Below are 14,176 nucleotides of genomic sequence, written 5' to 3' on the forward strand. Positions count from 1 at the left end.
AGTTTCCGCCCGACGCGGCGCCTTGGCGCATGCCGCGCCCTTGGCTTTCGCGCGGGCGGCGCCTAGGTATCGGGTACGCCCCGAAAGGAACCCAATGATGTCCCTGATCGCCCCGCGCCGGCTGGTAATGACCGGTCTTCTCTGGCTTGGCCTGATGATACCCGGCGCATTGCGCGCCGATCCGGTCGACGCGATTCTCGACGCGATGGGCGTTCCCGAGATCGTCGCCATCATGCGCGAGGAAGGGTTGCTCTATGGCGAGGACATGGCGCGCGACATGCTGCCGGGTGGCGCCAGCGACGGCTGGCGGGCGCTGGTCTCGGAGATTTATGGCACGGAGCGGATGGAAGACGTGGTGCGTGCGGCGTTCCGAAGGGAATTCGGCAACGCCGACCCGACGCCGGTGCTGGATTTCTTCACCAGCCAAGCCGGCACCCAGATCGTGGCGCTCGAACTGAGCGCGCGGCGGGCGATGGTGGACGACGATGTCGAGGAAGAGGCCCGCGCAGCCTATCGCGCGCTGCAGGATGCCGACGATCCGCGTCTTGCGCGCATCCGCGATTTCGTCGCCGCGAATGACTTGATCGACGCCAATGTCGTGGGTGCTATGAACGCGTCGTACCAGTTCTATCGCGGCCTGGTCGACGGCGGCGCCTTTTCGATGACCGAAGAGGAAATCCTGATCGAGGTCTGGTCACAGGAAGACCAGACCCGGTCCGATACCGAAGAATGGGTCTACGGCTTTCTCCTGTTGGCCTATGGCCCGCTCGATGAAGAAACGCTCGAGACCTATATCGCGTTGTCCGCAACTCCCGAAGGCCGCCGCCTGAACGGCGCGTTGTTTGCCGGGTTCAACGCGATGTACGACAATATCTCTTACGCGCTTGGCCTTGCGGCAGCGAGCCAGATGAAGGCGCTGGACCTGTAGCAGGGCACCCGGGCATCCCGCACTCCGGCCTTGACAGGCCGAACGCGGGCGGGCATATGCGCCGCACGGATTGCGCGGGGCCTCGGGCCCCGGCTTTCGTTTTTGACAAACGATTGTCCCGAAAGGGGCACGCTGTTCGAGGCGGCGACAGCCGGAACGCCCGGAAGACCGGGGGCCACAGAACGCGGCAGACAAAGGACGACGCGCATGTTCGCGGTGATGAAAACCGGCGGCAAGCAATACAAGGTCCAGTCGGGCGATACGCTCCGGGTGGAAAAGCTGGCAGCCGATGCGGGTGAAACCGTTCAATTCAACGAGATTCTGATGCTGGGTGGCGACAAGGTCGTGGTCGGCGCGCCCTTCGTGGATGGCGCCGCCGTGCAGGCCGAGGTCGTGGACCAGATCAAGGGCGACAAGCTGATCCACTTCGTCAAGCGTCGCCGCAAGCACGGCTCGCAGCGCACCAAGGGCCACCGCCAGCAGTTGACGCTGCTGCGGGTGACCGAAATCCTTGCCTCGGGCGGCGACAAGACCGGCGTCAAGGCCGCGATGGGCGCGGGATCGGTTGCAGCCGTCGCCGTGGCCGCGGCAGACAAGCCGAAGAAGGCCGCGCCGAAAAAGGACGAGGCCAAGAAGGCCGAACCGAAGAAGGCAGCCCCGAAGAAGGCAGCCGCCAAGACCGACGGTGCGGACGATCTGACTCAGATTTCGGGCGTGGGCCCGGTGATCGTCAAGAAGCTGAACGCGCTTGGCGTGACCACCTTTGCGCAGATCGCGGCATGGACCGCGGATGACGTGGCTGCTATGGACGAGAAACTCAACTTCAAGGGCCGGATCGAGCGCGACGACTGGATCGCTCAGGCCAAGAAGTTGGCCGAAGGCTAAGGAGAGACGAGATGGCACACAAGAAAGCAGGCGGTTCCTCCCGCAACGGGCGCGACTCCGCGGGCCGTCGCCTTGGCGTCAAGCTCTATGGCGGCCAGCACGCCATCCCGGGCAACATCATCGTGCGCCAGCGCGGCACCAAGTTCTGGCCGGGCGAAGGTGTCGGCATGGGCAAGGATCACACGATCTTTGCGACCGAAGAGGGCGCCGTGACCTTCCACAAGGGCCTCAAGGGCCGCACCTTCATTTCGGTCCTGCCGATGGCCGAGGCCGCCGAGTAAGCCGACCTTAAGGGTTTTGCAAGAAACACGGAGGGGATCGGCGATACCGCCGGTCCCCTTCGGTTTTTTCCGGTCACGGTTCGGTCACATCCCCGACACCGGGGCGCGCTAGGACACTGGGCCGGTCCCATATTGAAAGCAGCCATCGCGCATGAGGAGAGTGCAGATGAGCCTTGATGCATTGACCACCCAACCCGTCGTTCAGACGGAACGATTCGACCTGCGCCCGCTGCGCGCGTCCGATATCGGTCTGCTGGAGCTGTTCGCGGGCGACGAACGCGTGGCGACCATGACGCCGTCGATCCCGCACCCGCTGCCGCCCGGCGTGATGCAGGCGTTCGTGTCGCGTGTCACTGCCGAGGAACGCAGCGAAGACGCCTGGGCGATGGATGCCAGCAAGTCTGGCGGGGGCGAATTGATGGGCGTGATCGGCCTGATGCGGATGGACCGCAACCAGTCCGAGATCGGCTATTGGGTGGCGCCGCAATTCTGGAATACCGGCCTCGCCTCCGAAGCCGTTCGCGCCCTGGTCGAGGCCAACCCGATGCGCAACGCGACGATGTTCGCCAGCGTGTTCCAGGACAACCCGGCCTCGGCGCGGGTGCTGGTGAATTGCGGGTTCGACTATATCGGCGACGCCGAAGCGTTCTGTGTCGCGCGCAACGCCAAGGTGCCGACCTGGACCTATCTGCGAAAGCTCTGAGCCATGATCGCTACACGGCGGCTGGTTCTGCGGCCACTGGTGGCGGCGGATGCTGGCTGGATCTTTCGGACCATCCGCCATCCGGATGTGCAACGCTGGCTGACCTCGCCGCCGCATCCCTACCGAATTGAGGATGCACGTGCCTATATCGCGGCCAAGGCGGGGTTGCCCGCTTACCGCGTCATCACGCGCGATGGCGTGGGACTGGGCATGGTAACCCTGACGCCCGACGACGAAACCGCCGAGTCCGGGTCCGGTACGGTCGATCTGGGTTACTGGTTGCGGGTCGACGCCTGGGGACAGGGCATCATGACCGAAGCGGCGGGCGCATTGCTGAAAAGCCATGACGCCAACAGCGGGGGCTGCGTGAACAGCGGTTGGATCGAGGGCAACACCGCTTCGGAAAGGGTGCTGGCCAAGCTGGGCTTTGTCCGCACGGGGGTCGTTGAAACCCGACAGGCGCATTTTCTGGGCCGCGCGGTGCCGGTGATCCGTGCCATGCGGCCCGCCGCCGGAAAACCCGGGACCGGATGAAGACGCTGCCGCTCCGCACGAACCGGCTTGCGCTGGACGCCATGGCCGAGACCGATGCACCGGCCTTGCGGCGCATCGTGACCACGCCTTCGGTGGGGCGGATGCTGTTCCTGTTCCCGCCCGACTGGACCGATGATGACGCCAGAGCCTTTATCCGGCGAACGCGGTTCACCGGCGCACCGCCCTTCCGGTTGGGGGTGTACCGCGACGGTGCGCTGGTCGGCTCGGTCGGGGTGGGGGCAGGCCCCGTGCCCGACATCTACTATTTCCTCGACCCCGCCGCGCAAGGGCAGGGTATCGCGAACGAAGCTCTGGTAGCCTTCCTGCGTTTCCTGTTCGACGATCTGGGGCTGGACGCGGTTGGGGCCGATGTCTTTCACGACAACCCGGCCTCGGCGCATATTCTGGCGCGTTTGGGCTTTGCCAAAACCGGCGATGGCACCGCTACCTCTGCGGCGCGGCTTGAGCCTGCGCCGATTTCCCTCTATCGCCTGTCGGCAGAACGCTTTGGGGCTGCCGGATGAAATTTCTCGATCTCTGCAAGGTCTATGTCCGCTCGGGCAGCGGCGGCAATGGCTGCATCAGCTTTCGCCGCGAGAAGTTCATCGAATTCGGCGGGCCCGATGGTGGCGATGGCGGCAATGGCGGCGATGTCTGGGCCGAAGCGGTCGATGGTCTGAACACGCTGATCGACTTCCGTTACCAGCAGCACTGGTTCGCCCAGAACGGCCAGGGCGGCATGGGCCGCAACCGCACCGGCAAGGATGGCGACGACATCGTGCTGCGGGTGCCCGTGGGCACCGAGATCCTCGACGAGGACGAGGAAACCGTGGTCGCCGACCTGACCGAGCTTGGTCAGCGGGTTCTGTTGGCCAAAGGCGGCAATGGCGGCTGGGGCAACCTGCGTTTCAAGACCTCGACCAACCAGGCACCGCGCCGCGCCAACCCGGGCCAGGACGGCGTCGAGCGGACGCTTTGGCTGCGGCTGAAACTGATCGCCGATGTCGGGCTGGTGGGGCTGCCGAACGCGGGCAAGTCCACCTTTCTTGCCGCCACGTCGAATGCCCGTCCCAAGATCGCCGACTATCCCTTCACCACGCTGCACCCCAATCTGGGCGTGGTCGGTGTGGACGATACCGAATTCGTCGTCGCCGACGTTCCCGGCCTGATCGAGGGCGCGCATGAAGGCCGGGGGCTGGGCGATCTGTTCCTTGGTCATATCGAACGCTGCGCCGTGCTCTTGCATCTGGTCGATGGCACCTCCGGCACGCTGATCGAGGATTGGCAGACCATCCTGGACGAACTTGCGGCCTATGGCGCGGGTCTGGCAGACAAGCCCCGGGTGACGGTGCTGAACAAGATCGACGCGCTCGATGCCGAGGAACGCACCTTCCTCAAGGATGAACTCGAGGCCGCGGGGGCGCAGGACGTCATGCTGATGTCGGGCGCCACAAAGGAAGGCGTGACCGAGGTGCTGCGCGCCTTGCGCCCGCATGTCCAGGCCCGCCGCAAGGCCGATCGCGCCGATGTCCAGGAGGATAGCGGACCATGGCGTCCCTGAGCGATGCGCGCCGGGTCGTGGTCAAGATCGGCTCGGCCCTGCTGGTGGATCGCGGGTCGGGGCAGTTGCGCGCCGACTGGCTGCACGCGCTGGCGCAGGACGTGGCGTTGCTCAAGGCGCGCGGGGCGGACGTGGTGATCGTGTCATCGGGCTCGATCGCGCTCGGTCGCGGGGTTCTGGGCCTGCCACGGACCGCGCTGGCGCTCGAGCAATCGCAGGCCGCCGCCTCGGTCGGGCAGATCCGGCTGGCCCGCGCCTACGAAGAGGCGCTGGCGCCGCATGGCATCACCACCGGCCAGATCCTGGTGACGCTCGAAGACAGCGCCGACCGCCGCCGGTACCTGAATTCTCGTGCCACGATGGAAACGCTGCTGGCGCTTGGCGTGGTGCCCATTGTCAACGAAAACGACACCGTGGCGACGGACGAGATCCGCTTCGGCGACAACGACAGGCTGGCAGCGCAGGTGGCCGTCACGGTGGGCGCCGATCTGCTGGTGCTGTTGTCGGATGTCGACGGGCTCTACACCGCCAATCCGATCACCGATCCGCAAGCCCGGCGGCTGGCCCGCGTCGATGCCATCACCCCCGAGATCGAGGCGATGGCCGGCGATGCCGGTTCGGGTCTCAGCAAGGGCGGGATGAAGACCAAGGTGATGGCGGCCAAGACAGCGACGGCGGCGGGCTGCGCGATGCTGATCGCCCAGGGCGCGGCGCTGCACCCGATCCGGTCGCTGCTGGACGGCGCACCCTCGACCCTGTTCACCCCGCAGCTCGATCCGCATGCCGCGCGCAAACGCTGGATCGCCGCGATGAAGCCGCAGGGCACGCTGGTGGTCGACGCCGGCGCCGCGCGCGCGCTGGACCAGGGCAAATCGCTGTTGCCCGCCGGGCTGGCGCGGGTCGAAGGGCGCTTTGGTCGCGGCGATCCGGTGACGATCCGTGACGCATCGGGGCGCGGCCTGGGCCAGGGGCTGGTGCGCTACACGGCGGACGAGGCGCGCTCGATCGCCGGGCACAAGAGCTCCGAGATCGCGGCGATCCTGGGCTATCCCGGCCGCGCGGTGCTGGTGCACCGCGATGACATGGCGCTTTGACCCGGTCCCTTCTTCTCTTTACTAAATACGCACCCCCCCGGTTTCCAAAGGCCCCGCGATGAAGGATCTGACCGACATTCCCGCCCTGATGGCCGAGATCGGCGCGCGCGCTCGCGCCGCCGCCGCCGAGCTGGCCTTTGCGCCCGCCGACGCCAAGCGCGCCGCGCTCGAAGCGGCGGCCGATGCGGTCTGGTCGGCCCGTGCCGACATCATCGCCGCAAACGCCAAGGATCTGGACTACGGCCGCGACAAGGGGTTGTCGGACGCCATGATGGACCGGCTGATGCTGGACGAGGCGCGGATCAAGGGCATCGCCGAGGGGCTGCGCGCGGTGGCCGCGCAGGACGACCCCGTCGGCGCCGTGATCGCCGAATGGGACCGCCCCAACGGCCTGCACATCCAGCGGGTGCGAACGCCGCTGGGCGTCGTTGGCGTGATCTATGAAAGCCGGCCGAACGTCACCGCCGACGCGGGTGCGCTGTGCCTCAAGGCCGGCAACGCGGTGATCCTGCGCGGCGGCTCGGAAGGCTTTCATTCCTCGAACGCCATCCATGCCTGCCTGATCGACGGGCTGCGCAAGGCGGGCCTGCCCGAGGACGCGATCCAGCTGGTGCCGACCCGCGACCGGGCGGCGGTGTCGGAAATGCTGACCATGACCGCATTCATCGACGTGATCGTGCCGCGCGGCGGCAAGGGGTTGGTGGGGCTGGTGCAGCGCGAGGCGCGCGTGCCGGTCTTTGCCCATCTCGAAGGCATCGTGCACATCTACATCGACAAGGCGGCCGACCCGGTCAAGGCGCTGAACGTGGTGCTGAACGCCAAGACACGGCGCACCGGGATCTGCGGTGCGGCGGAGTGCCTGCTGATCCATCGCGACGCGTTGGACACGGTGGGCCAGGGTGTGATCCGGGCACTAATCGACGCCGGTGTCGAAGTGCGGGCCGATACCGATCTGCAAGCCGTCCCGGGCACCCAAGCGGCGGATGACGCGGATTGGGGGCGCGAGTATCTGGACATGAAGATCGCGGCTAAAGTCGTTGATTCCATTGATGAAGCCATCGCGCATATCCGTCGCTACGGGTCGAACCATACGGATTGCATCCTGACCGAGGATCCGGAGGCCGCCCGGCAATTCTTTACCCGGCTCGACAGCGCGATCCTGATGCACAATGCGTCGACCCAATTCGCCGATGGCGGCGAATTCGGCATGGGCGCCGAGATCGGTATCGCCACCGGAAAGATGCATGCCCGCGGTCCGGTCGGTGCGGAACAGCTGACCAGCTTCAAATACCTTGTCACGGCGGATGGCGCGGTGCGCGCCTGATCGTCAACCGATCCGGATTTGCAGGGCGCTGTCCGATGTTCGCGTCGTCAGCATCGCGCCGCGGTCCCGCGACAGGGTGGCAAGCAGCGCGAACTGAACCGAAGCAGGTGCCAGATCGGCGGCTTTGGCCGGGCCGGACAGATGCGACCAGACCGAATGATCGACGTTGACCCGCGGTCCTGTCGCTTCGACATCGATGACGTCGCCGTCCGTGTCGACGGTGATGCGTCCACCCTGCGGCAGGGCCGCTTCGCAGCACAGGAAAGCCAGGAAGGCCATCTGGACATCGGCCCGCGGCATCGGATCGCGCGGGCGCCAATCGGCCATCACGCGGCCCCCATCGGTGATCTTGTCCAGCAGCGCCGCCGCTTCGCGCGCGCTGAGGTTCTGGCCGTTGCCAGCCAGGCCGAAGGCGACCCGAAAGAAACGGATGCGCGCGGTGGCGGCAGCGCAGCTTTCCTCGATCAGGGCGATTTCCGGCCCGGGCCCGGTTTGTCCCGCCAGCGCCAGCAATTCCAGACCGTTCTGGATCGCGCCCACGGGGCTGATCAGGTCGTGGCACAGCCGTGACCCTACCATCGCCGCAAGTTCCGCCCTATTGTCCTGCATCTGTAGCCCTGTCCCGAGGATGATTGATGACCGATTTGAACGCGATACTGGAACCCGGCATGCTCGTAACCCATCCCGGCCAGCCGGATTGGGGCATCGGCCAGGTCCAATCCAATATCGGTGGCCGCATCACCGTGAATTTCCGCGAGGCGGGCAAGGTCGTGCTGGATGGACGGACGATTGCCCTGGAGCCGATCTTTGAAGATCAACCTTGGGATGACAAGGTTTAAAGAACGTTAATCCCCGGGAGGAACAGTCTGTGTCCGGACGGTTGTCAATGTCTCGGCCCCTGCCTAGAAGCGCGCCATGGATCACCTGCGTCCAGATCGCATGACCGGCGCGGCGCCGGCCTTTGCCGTGCGCCTGGCGCGCGATGATTCCGACATCGCCGCGGCCCAGCGGCTGCGTTACGACGTTTTCGTCGAGGAACTGGGCGGTTCGGGCCCTCTGGTCGATCACGATGCCCGTCTCGAGCGCGACCGGTTCGATCCGTTTTTCGATCACTTGCTGGTCGAGGACACGGCGCGCGGCGCGGTGGTCGGCGTCTACCGGCTGTTGCGCGGCGACCAGGCACGTGCCGCCGGGCAGTTCTATTCCGAAGACGAATACGACCTGACCTGCCTGCGCGACAGCGGTCGCAGATTGCTGGAACTGGGACGGTCGTGCCTGCATCGCGACTATCGCGGCGGACCGGCGATGTTCCACCTGTGGCAAGGTCTGGCAGCCTATGTGCAGGAACACCGGATCGAGGTGCTGTTCGGGGTGGCGTCGTTCCATGGCACCGATCCGGCAACGCTGGCGGAACCCTTGTCGATGCTGCACCACCGTCATCTGGCGCCGCCCGAACTGCGGGTGCGGTCCCGGGCCTTTCAACGCATGGACCTGATGCCGGAAGCGGATCTTGACCGGCGCCGGGCGATGCTGGCGATTCCGGCGCTGATCAAGGCCTATCTGCGACTGGGCGGGTTCGTGGGCGAGGGCGCTTTCGTGGATCATGCCTTCAACACCACCGATATCTGCCTGGTGATGGACACCGCGCGGATGAATGCCGCCCAGACGGCGCTCTATACAAGGGGCACGGGTGCATGAGCCGGTCGTGGGAGGATGATATCCCACCCGATCCAAAGCTCGGCCCCGGCGACTGGCTGCGGGTGCTTTGGCGCGGGTCGGTGCTGGGCACGGTGACGTTCGGCGGGCTGGGCCTGCTGTTGCTGATGCGCCTCATCGAACGGCCGATCTACGGCACCCGCCGCCCGATCACGCCCTGGATCACCCAGGGCGTCTGTCGCGCGGCCTTTGTCATCCTGCGGATGCCGATCACCGCGCGCGGTCCGCGGATCAAGGGGCCGGGGGCGGTGGTGGCGAACCATTCCAGCTGGCTTGACATCTTTGCTCTGAACAGCCGCAAGAACGTCTATTTCGTGTCCAAGGCCGAGGTGGCGGGCTGGCCCGGGATCGGCTGGCTGGCGCGCGCCACCGGCACGGTGTTCATCCGCCGCGACCCGCGGGAGGCGGCGGAACAGACGCGGCTGTTCGAGGAACGCTTGCGCCAGGGGCATCGGCTGCTGTTCTTTCCCGAAGGAACCTCAACCGATGCGATTCGGGTTTTGCCCTTCAAATCAACGCTTTTTGCCGCTTTCTTCACAGATGGGCTGCGCCATGACCTGCAGATGCAGGCGGTGACGGTGATGTATCACCCGCCCGAAGGTGAGGACCCGCGCTATTACGGATGGTGGGGCGAGATGGATTTCGCCCCGCACTTGCTGAAAACGCTGGCAACAAGGCGCCAGGGGCGGGTCGAGTTGATCTATCACGACCCTGTCCGGGTCGACGATTTTCCCAACCGCAAGACGCTGGCCTCGCATCTCGAGGCGCAGGTGCGCGCCGCCCATGCGATGACCGAAGGCTGAGCGTCAGCGCAGCGCGGACGTCAATCGCGACAGCGCGGCCAGCGCGTCGTCCTCGCCCCAGATTTCCTCGCCGATCGCGAAGAAATCCGTGACCGGGGCGAGATCGCGCATCAGGTCCGGGGTCAGGCCGCCTTCGGCCACGACCGGCAGTTCGATCATCTGCGACCACCAGTCGAAAAGATCGCGTTCCGCCAGGCTGCCATCGCCCAGGATCGCGCCGCCGACCGGTCCGAAGGCGACGTAATCGGCACCGGCTTCGCCCGCGTTCATCCCGTCGTGCCGCGAGGCGCCGCAAAAGGCGCCGACGATGGCATCCGGTCCAAGCGCCTTGCGTGCCGCGCGCACGCCACGCGCCCCGTGCAGGTGCACACCGTCCAGGCCCAGGCGCTCGGCCAGCACCACATGGGTGTCGATGACAAGCGCGATGTCGTGCATATGGGCCACCTCGCGCACCGCGTCGGCGGCGCGCATCAACCGGTCCTCGTCATGGGTGGCCAAGGCCAGACGGATGCAGGCAAAGGGCGCTGCGTCGAGCACCGAGGCCAGCCGGGCGGGAAAGCTCAGCAGGTCGATCTCGGGCGGGGTGATGAGGTAGAGCTGCGGCTGCTCGGGTTCGGCCATGGCGGGCTCCTGTCGTGCGGGCCTTTCCTTAGCGCGGGAATTCGCGTTTGGCCATGGGGATTTGCACGGCCCGGCATCGGTCTGCGTGACACCTGCGGGAGCCTCCGGCGGGAGTTTATCGGGCAAGATGAAGACGGGGGATTGTCAGCCGTCCCGGCCTTGGCCTATGCGGTGAGCGGTTTTGGAGAAGATGATGGCAGAGCAGATCGGTCAGCCGACTTTCGTGCTGGTGCGGCCGCAGATGGGCGAGAATATCGGCGCCGCGGCGCGGGCGATGTGGAATTTCGGGTTGAGCGGCATGCGCATCGTCGCGCCGCGCGACGGCTGGCCGAACCCGGCGGCGATGGCTCTGGCCTCGGGGGCGGGGCGGCTGCTGGACGCCGCGATGCTGTGCGACGACTTGGCGGGCGCGCTTGCCGACCGGACCTATACCTATGCCACCACCGCGCGGTCGCGCGACCTGACCAAGCCGGTGCTGACCCCCGAGGCGGCGATGGCCGAGGCACGCGACCGGATCGCCGCGGGCGAGCGGGTCGCGGTGCTGTTCGGGCCGGAGCGGGCGGGTCTCGAGAATGAGGACATCGCCCGGGCCAATGCCATCGTCTCGGTGCCGGTGAATCCCGACTTCCCGTCGCTGAACCTTGCGCAATGCGTGTTGTTGACGGCGTATGAGTGGCGCCGGGCGACCAACGAAACCGTGGCGCGAACGGTGGAAATGGCCGGGGCCGACTGGGCCGAAGGGCACGAGATCGAACACCTGGCCCGGCACTACGAGGAAAGGCTGGAAGAGGCGGGGTTCTTCTTTCCCGAACACAAGGCCCCCGCGATGAAGGTCAATCTGCGCAATCTGTGGTCGCGCATGCCATTGACGCGCGTCGATGTGCAGATGCTGCATGGCATCCTGCGGCAAATGGTGCGCTGGAAAGAGCGCGACGGGAAATAGGTCCTGCTCTGGACGCCCCGGCGGCGCCGACATATCGTCCCGGCAAGAAGCCCGGCAAGAAGACGGAGAGGGCCATGAGCGGCAATCGCAAACTGTTCGAAGAGGTGGCGCAGACCACGAAACCGGCGACCCCGCAGGGCGGCATGATCGATGCCGGGCGACGCGGCGCCCGCGGCGCGGTGCGCGCCTGGCTTATGGTGCTGTTCGCGATGGTGGTGGCGATGATCGTGGTGGGCGGGCTGACCCGGCTGACGGATTCCGGGCTGTCGATCACGGAATGGAAACCGGTGACCGGGGCCATCCCACCGATGAGCGCCGAGGCCTGGGATATCGAGTTCGAAAAATACCGCGCCATCCCGGAATACCAGTTGCAGAACAAGGGCATGAGCCTGGCCGAGTTCAAGGTGATCTACTGGTGGGAATGGGGGCACCGGCAGCTGGGCCGGGTGATCGGTCTGGTCTGGGCGGCCGGGTTCCTGTTCTTCTGGCTGACAAGGCGCATTCCGCAGGGCTGGACCGGGCGTCTGCTGGGCCTGGGCGCGCTTGGCGGGCTGCAGGGCGCGATCGGCTGGTGGATGGTGTCTTCTGGCCTGACCGGCGAGATGCTGGACGTGGCCTCGTACCGGTTGGCCACGCATCTGGGGCTGGCCTTCGTGATCCTTGGCCTGATTTCCTGGTATGTCTTCCGCCTGGGCCGCGAGAGCCGCGATCTCATGCAGGCGCAGCGGACGCGCGAGACCAGGCTGTGGAGCATGGGCACCGGGCTGATGCATTTCGCCATGCTGCAGATCCTGCTGGGCGCGCTGGTCGCCGGGATCGATGCGGGCCGCACCTATAACGACTGGCCGCTGATGGCAGGGTCGGTTCTGCCGCCCTATCCCTTCGACCTCACGCCGGTTTGGCGCAACTTCTTCGAAAACGCCGGGCTGGTCCAGTTCATGCACCGCGTCGCCGGGTACCTGCTGCTGGTCTATGGCGTCGTGGTCTGGCTGCGGGCGCGCCGGTCGCCCAATACCGATACCCGCTTTCGCTTCAACGCCGTCTTCGCCATGATGCTGGTGCAGATGGTGCTGGGCATCGTCACGGTCCTGTACATGGCGCCCTGGCATATCGCGATCCTGCATCAACTGGGCGCGGTGATCCTTTGGGTGCTGATCCTGAGGGCGCGGTTCGGCGCGGGCTATCCGAGGGCACAATCGGTAAGGGGACGGGCATGAGCGCGTATGACGAATTGATGGCGTACCAGCGCGAGACAGCGGCGCTGGCCGAGGTGGCCGGCCGCCTGAGCTGGGACCAGGAAACCATGATGCCGCGTGGGGCCGCGGACCAGCGCGGCGAAGAGATGGCGGCAATGGAAACCGTTCTGCACGCGCGCCGTACCGATGCCCGGGTCGCCGACTGGCTCGACCGCGCCGAAGCCAGAAACGCGGTGGCGGCAGCCAATCTGCGCCATATCCGGCGGGATTATGACCGCGGGGTCAAGGTGCCCGCCCGGTTGTCGGCGGAACTGGCGCGGCTGACCAGCCTGGCCCATCGGGTCTGGGCCGAGGCGCGGGCCGACGACAACTTTGCCGCTTTTGCCCCCACGCTGAAGACGATCGTGGCATTGAAGCGCGAGGAAGGAGCGGCTTTGGCGGATGGCGGCGATGTTTATGACGCGCTTCTGAACGACTACGAACCAGGCGCCACGGCGTCGGAACTGGCCACCATGTTCGGAGCGCTGCGCCCGCGGTTGGTGGCGTTGCGCGAGGCGGTGCTGGGCAAACCGCAGCCCAAGGCGCTGAACGGGCATTTCGACGAGCAGAAGCAGATGCAATTGTCGCGCATGTTGGCCAAGACCTTTGGCTACGACATGAGCCGGGGGAGGGTCGACAAGGCGGTGCATCCGTTCAGTTCGGGCTCGGGCGATGACGTGCGCATCACCACGCGGACCAATGGGCTGGACCCGTTCAACTGTTTCTACTCGACCATCCACGAGGTCGGCCACGCCGCTTACGAGCAGGGTATCGATCCGGCGTATCGCCTGACCCCGTTGGGGCGCGGTGTGTCGATGGGCGTGCACGAAAGCCAGAGCCGGATCTACGAAAACCAGCTGGGCCGGTCGCGGCCGTTCTGCGGCTGGCTGTTCGGCCAGATGAAGGATGCCTTCGGCGATTTCGGGATCGGGTCGGAACACGCTTTCTACGCGGTCGTGAACCGTGTGCATGACGGCTATATCCGTACCGAGGCGGACGAGGTGCAGTACAACCTGCATGTCCTTCTGCGATTTGACCTGGAACGGCAGATCATCTCGGGGGCGCTCGAGGTCGAGGACCTGGAAGAGGCGTGGAATACCCGGTTCGAGGCCGATTTCGGCTTTGCCGTCGACAAGGCCTCGGACGGTGTCTTGCAGGATGTGCACTGGTCGGGCGGGTTGTTCGGCTATTTTCCGACCTACACGCTGGGCAACGTCTATGCCGGCTGTCTGATGAAGGCGCTGCGCACGGCGATCCCGGAACTGGACGCGCAACTGGCCGAGGGCGATCTGAGCGGCGCGACGGGCTGGCTGAAGGCCCGCGTGCAACGCCATGGCGGGCTTTACGAACCTCGCGCGGTGATCGAGAAAGCCTGCGGGTTCGCGCCGTCAGAGGCGCCGCTGCTGGATTACCTCGAGGCCAAGTTCGGCGCGCTCTACGGATTGTGAGCGGGGCTTGATCCAAAGGGCTGCGCGCCTTGCGCGCAGGCTGGTTTCCGGGACCCGTGGCCGTGTGAGCCAGAGGGTGGATGTCGGGAGTGTGATTGGG

General features: G+C 66.2%; 17 protein-coding genes. 15 read left to right on the plus strand and 2 right to left on the minus strand.

Annotated features, from left to right (window positions below; all coding sequences use genetic code 11):
• Positions 1 to 97: 97 nt before the first annotated feature.
• The 9 genes from KUH32_RS13570 (at position 98) to KUH32_RS13610 (ending at position 7,310) form a co-directional block, all read left to right on the plus strand.
• Positions 98 to 928 carry a DUF2059 domain-containing protein gene (locus KUH32_RS13570; protein ID WP_254899168.1) on the plus strand — a complete coding sequence of 277 codons (831 nt, stop codon included), beginning with the start codon at positions 98 to 100 and terminating at the stop codon, positions 926 to 928.
• 207 nt (positions 929 to 1,135) lie between these two features.
• Positions 1,136 to 1,813, plus strand: coding sequence for a 50S ribosomal protein L21 (locus KUH32_RS13575; RefSeq protein WP_217779145.1), 678 nt, complete (start codon positions 1,136 to 1,138; stop codon positions 1,811 to 1,813).
• Positions 1,814 to 1,824: 11 nt separating this feature from the next.
• Positions 1,825 to 2,094: a 50S ribosomal protein L27 gene (rpmA, locus tag KUH32_RS13580; RefSeq protein ID WP_217779146.1), complete on the plus strand. Its 270-nt coding sequence runs from the start codon at positions 1,825 to 1,827 to the stop codon at positions 2,092 to 2,094.
• Positions 2,095 to 2,260: 166 nt separating this feature from the next.
• Positions 2,261 to 2,797: a GNAT family N-acetyltransferase gene (locus tag KUH32_RS13585; protein WP_217779147.1), complete on the plus strand. Its 537-nt coding sequence runs from the start codon at positions 2,261 to 2,263 to the stop codon at positions 2,795 to 2,797.
• Between the two features lie 3 nt (positions 2,798 to 2,800).
• Positions 2,801 to 3,331 carry a GNAT family N-acetyltransferase gene (locus KUH32_RS13590; RefSeq protein ID WP_217779148.1) on the plus strand — a complete coding sequence of 177 codons (531 nt, stop codon included), beginning with the start codon at positions 2,801 to 2,803 and terminating at the stop codon, positions 3,329 to 3,331.
• Positions 3,328 to 3,855, plus strand: coding sequence for a GNAT family N-acetyltransferase (locus tag KUH32_RS13595; protein WP_217779149.1), 528 nt, complete (start codon positions 3,328 to 3,330; stop codon positions 3,853 to 3,855). Before KUH32_RS13590 ends, KUH32_RS13595 begins: the two co-directional genes overlap by 4 nt.
• The gene (gene obgE / locus KUH32_RS13600; RefSeq protein WP_217779150.1) at positions 3,852 to 4,892 is read left to right on the plus strand and encodes a GTPase ObgE; all 1,041 of its coding nucleotides are present in this window, start codon (positions 3,852 to 3,854) and stop codon (positions 4,890 to 4,892) included. Before KUH32_RS13595 ends, obgE begins: the two co-directional genes overlap by 4 nt.
• On the plus strand, positions 4,880 to 5,986 hold the full coding sequence (proB, locus tag KUH32_RS13605) for a glutamate 5-kinase (protein WP_217779151.1): 1,107 nt from the start codon (positions 4,880 to 4,882) through the stop codon (positions 5,984 to 5,986). The genes obgE and proB overlap by 13 nt, the downstream gene beginning before the upstream one ends.
• 58 nt (positions 5,987 to 6,044) lie before the next feature.
• Positions 6,045 to 7,310 (plus strand): glutamate-5-semialdehyde dehydrogenase, encoded by a 1,266-nt coding sequence (locus tag KUH32_RS13610; RefSeq protein WP_217779152.1) that lies wholly within the window; start codon positions 6,045 to 6,047, stop codon positions 7,308 to 7,310.
• 3 nt (positions 7,311 to 7,313) lie between these two features.
• Here the strand turns inward: KUH32_RS13610 and KUH32_RS13615 are convergent, their stop codons facing one another.
• On the minus strand, positions 7,314 to 7,919 hold the full coding sequence (locus tag KUH32_RS13615; RefSeq protein WP_217779153.1) for a histidine phosphotransferase family protein: 606 nt from the start codon (positions 7,917 to 7,919) through the stop codon (positions 7,314 to 7,316).
• A gap of 26 nt (positions 7,920 to 7,945) precedes the next feature.
• Between KUH32_RS13615 and KUH32_RS13620 the strand changes: the two genes are divergently transcribed.
• From KUH32_RS13620 to olsA, 3 genes are all read left to right on the plus strand, one after another.
• Positions 7,946 to 8,149: a DUF3553 domain-containing protein gene (locus KUH32_RS13620; protein ID WP_217779154.1), complete on the plus strand. Its 204-nt coding sequence runs from the start codon at positions 7,946 to 7,948 to the stop codon at positions 8,147 to 8,149.
• Positions 8,150 to 8,249: 100 nt separating this feature from the next.
• Entirely contained in the window at positions 8,250 to 9,008 is a 759-nt protein-coding gene (gene olsB, locus KUH32_RS13625) for an L-ornithine N(alpha)-acyltransferase (RefSeq protein WP_217779827.1), read from the plus strand.
• Positions 9,005 to 9,829: a lyso-ornithine lipid O-acyltransferase gene (gene olsA / locus KUH32_RS13630; protein WP_217779155.1), complete on the plus strand. Its 825-nt coding sequence runs from the start codon at positions 9,005 to 9,007 to the stop codon at positions 9,827 to 9,829. Before olsB ends, olsA begins: the two co-directional genes overlap by 4 nt.
• Before the next feature lie 3 nt (positions 9,830 to 9,832).
• On the opposite strand, the gene KUH32_RS13635 is transcribed toward olsA, so the two are convergent.
• On the minus strand, positions 9,833 to 10,450 hold the full coding sequence (locus KUH32_RS13635; RefSeq protein ID WP_217779156.1) for a thiamine phosphate synthase: 618 nt from the start codon (positions 10,448 to 10,450) through the stop codon (positions 9,833 to 9,835).
• Positions 10,451 to 10,643: 193 nt separating this feature from the next.
• Here KUH32_RS13635 and KUH32_RS13640 point away from each other — a divergent pair, with 193 nt between their 5' ends.
• The 3 genes from KUH32_RS13640 to KUH32_RS13650 all read left to right on the plus strand — a co-directional run bounded on the left by KUH32_RS13640 (position 10,644) and on the right by KUH32_RS13650 (position 14,076).
• Positions 10,644 to 11,393 carry an RNA methyltransferase gene (locus tag KUH32_RS13640; protein ID WP_217779157.1) on the plus strand — a complete coding sequence of 250 codons (750 nt, stop codon included), beginning with the start codon at positions 10,644 to 10,646 and terminating at the stop codon, positions 11,391 to 11,393.
• 74 nt (positions 11,394 to 11,467) lie between these two features.
• Positions 11,468 to 12,610: a heme A synthase gene (ctaA, locus tag KUH32_RS13645; RefSeq protein WP_217779158.1), complete on the plus strand. Its 1,143-nt coding sequence runs from the start codon at positions 11,468 to 11,470 to the stop codon at positions 12,608 to 12,610.
• Positions 12,607 to 14,076: a carboxypeptidase M32 gene (locus KUH32_RS13650; protein ID WP_217779159.1), complete on the plus strand. Its 1,470-nt coding sequence runs from the start codon at positions 12,607 to 12,609 to the stop codon at positions 14,074 to 14,076. The genes ctaA and KUH32_RS13650 overlap by 4 nt, the downstream gene beginning before the upstream one ends.
• Positions 14,077 to 14,176: the final 100 nt, after the last annotated feature.

This window comes from Thalassococcus arenae (genome assembly GCF_019104745.1).
In the GTDB taxonomy this organism is placed as follows: Bacteria; Pseudomonadota; Alphaproteobacteria; order Rhodobacterales; family Rhodobacteraceae; genus Thalassococcus_B; species Thalassococcus_B arenae.

What these genes read in the sequence shown, in the direction of transcription:
- KUH32_RS13570 (WP_254899168.1), top strand. Translation starts at nt 98, where the DNA reads ATGTCCCTGATCGCCCCGCGCCGGCTGGTAATGACCGGTCTTCTCTGG.
- KUH32_RS13575 (WP_217779145.1), top strand. Translation starts at nt 1,136, where the DNA reads ATGTTCGCGGTGATGAAAACCGGCGGCAAGCAATACAAGGTCCAGTCG.
- rpmA (WP_217779146.1), top strand. Translation starts at nt 1,825, where the DNA reads ATGGCACACAAGAAAGCAGGCGGTTCCTCCCGCAACGGGCGCGACTCC.
- KUH32_RS13585 (WP_217779147.1), top strand. Translation starts at nt 2,261, where the DNA reads ATGAGCCTTGATGCATTGACCACCCAACCCGTCGTTCAGACGGAACGA.
- KUH32_RS13590 (WP_217779148.1), top strand. Translation starts at nt 2,801, where the DNA reads ATGATCGCTACACGGCGGCTGGTTCTGCGGCCACTGGTGGCGGCGGAT.
- KUH32_RS13595 (WP_217779149.1), top strand. Translation starts at nt 3,328, where the DNA reads ATGAAGACGCTGCCGCTCCGCACGAACCGGCTTGCGCTGGACGCCATG.
- obgE (WP_217779150.1), top strand. Translation starts at nt 3,852, where the DNA reads ATGAAATTTCTCGATCTCTGCAAGGTCTATGTCCGCTCGGGCAGCGGC.
- proB (WP_217779151.1), top strand. Translation starts at nt 4,880, where the DNA reads ATGGCGTCCCTGAGCGATGCGCGCCGGGTCGTGGTCAAGATCGGCTCG.
- KUH32_RS13610 (WP_217779152.1), top strand. Translation starts at nt 6,045, where the DNA reads ATGAAGGATCTGACCGACATTCCCGCCCTGATGGCCGAGATCGGCGCG.
- KUH32_RS13615 (WP_217779153.1), bottom strand. Translation starts at nt 7,919, where the DNA reads ATGCAGGACAATAGGGCGGAACTTGCGGCGATGGTAGGGTCACGGCTG.
- KUH32_RS13620 (WP_217779154.1), top strand. Translation starts at nt 7,946, where the DNA reads ATGACCGATTTGAACGCGATACTGGAACCCGGCATGCTCGTAACCCAT.
- olsB (WP_217779827.1), top strand. Translation starts at nt 8,250, where the DNA reads ATGACCGGCGCGGCGCCGGCCTTTGCCGTGCGCCTGGCGCGCGATGAT.
- olsA (WP_217779155.1), top strand. Translation starts at nt 9,005, where the DNA reads ATGAGCCGGTCGTGGGAGGATGATATCCCACCCGATCCAAAGCTCGGC.
- KUH32_RS13635 (WP_217779156.1), bottom strand. Translation starts at nt 10,450, where the DNA reads ATGGCCGAACCCGAGCAGCCGCAGCTCTACCTCATCACCCCGCCCGAG.
- KUH32_RS13640 (WP_217779157.1), top strand. Translation starts at nt 10,644, where the DNA reads ATGGCAGAGCAGATCGGTCAGCCGACTTTCGTGCTGGTGCGGCCGCAG.
- ctaA (WP_217779158.1), top strand. Translation starts at nt 11,468, where the DNA reads ATGAGCGGCAATCGCAAACTGTTCGAAGAGGTGGCGCAGACCACGAAA.
- KUH32_RS13650 (WP_217779159.1), top strand. Translation starts at nt 12,607, where the DNA reads ATGAGCGCGTATGACGAATTGATGGCGTACCAGCGCGAGACAGCGGCG.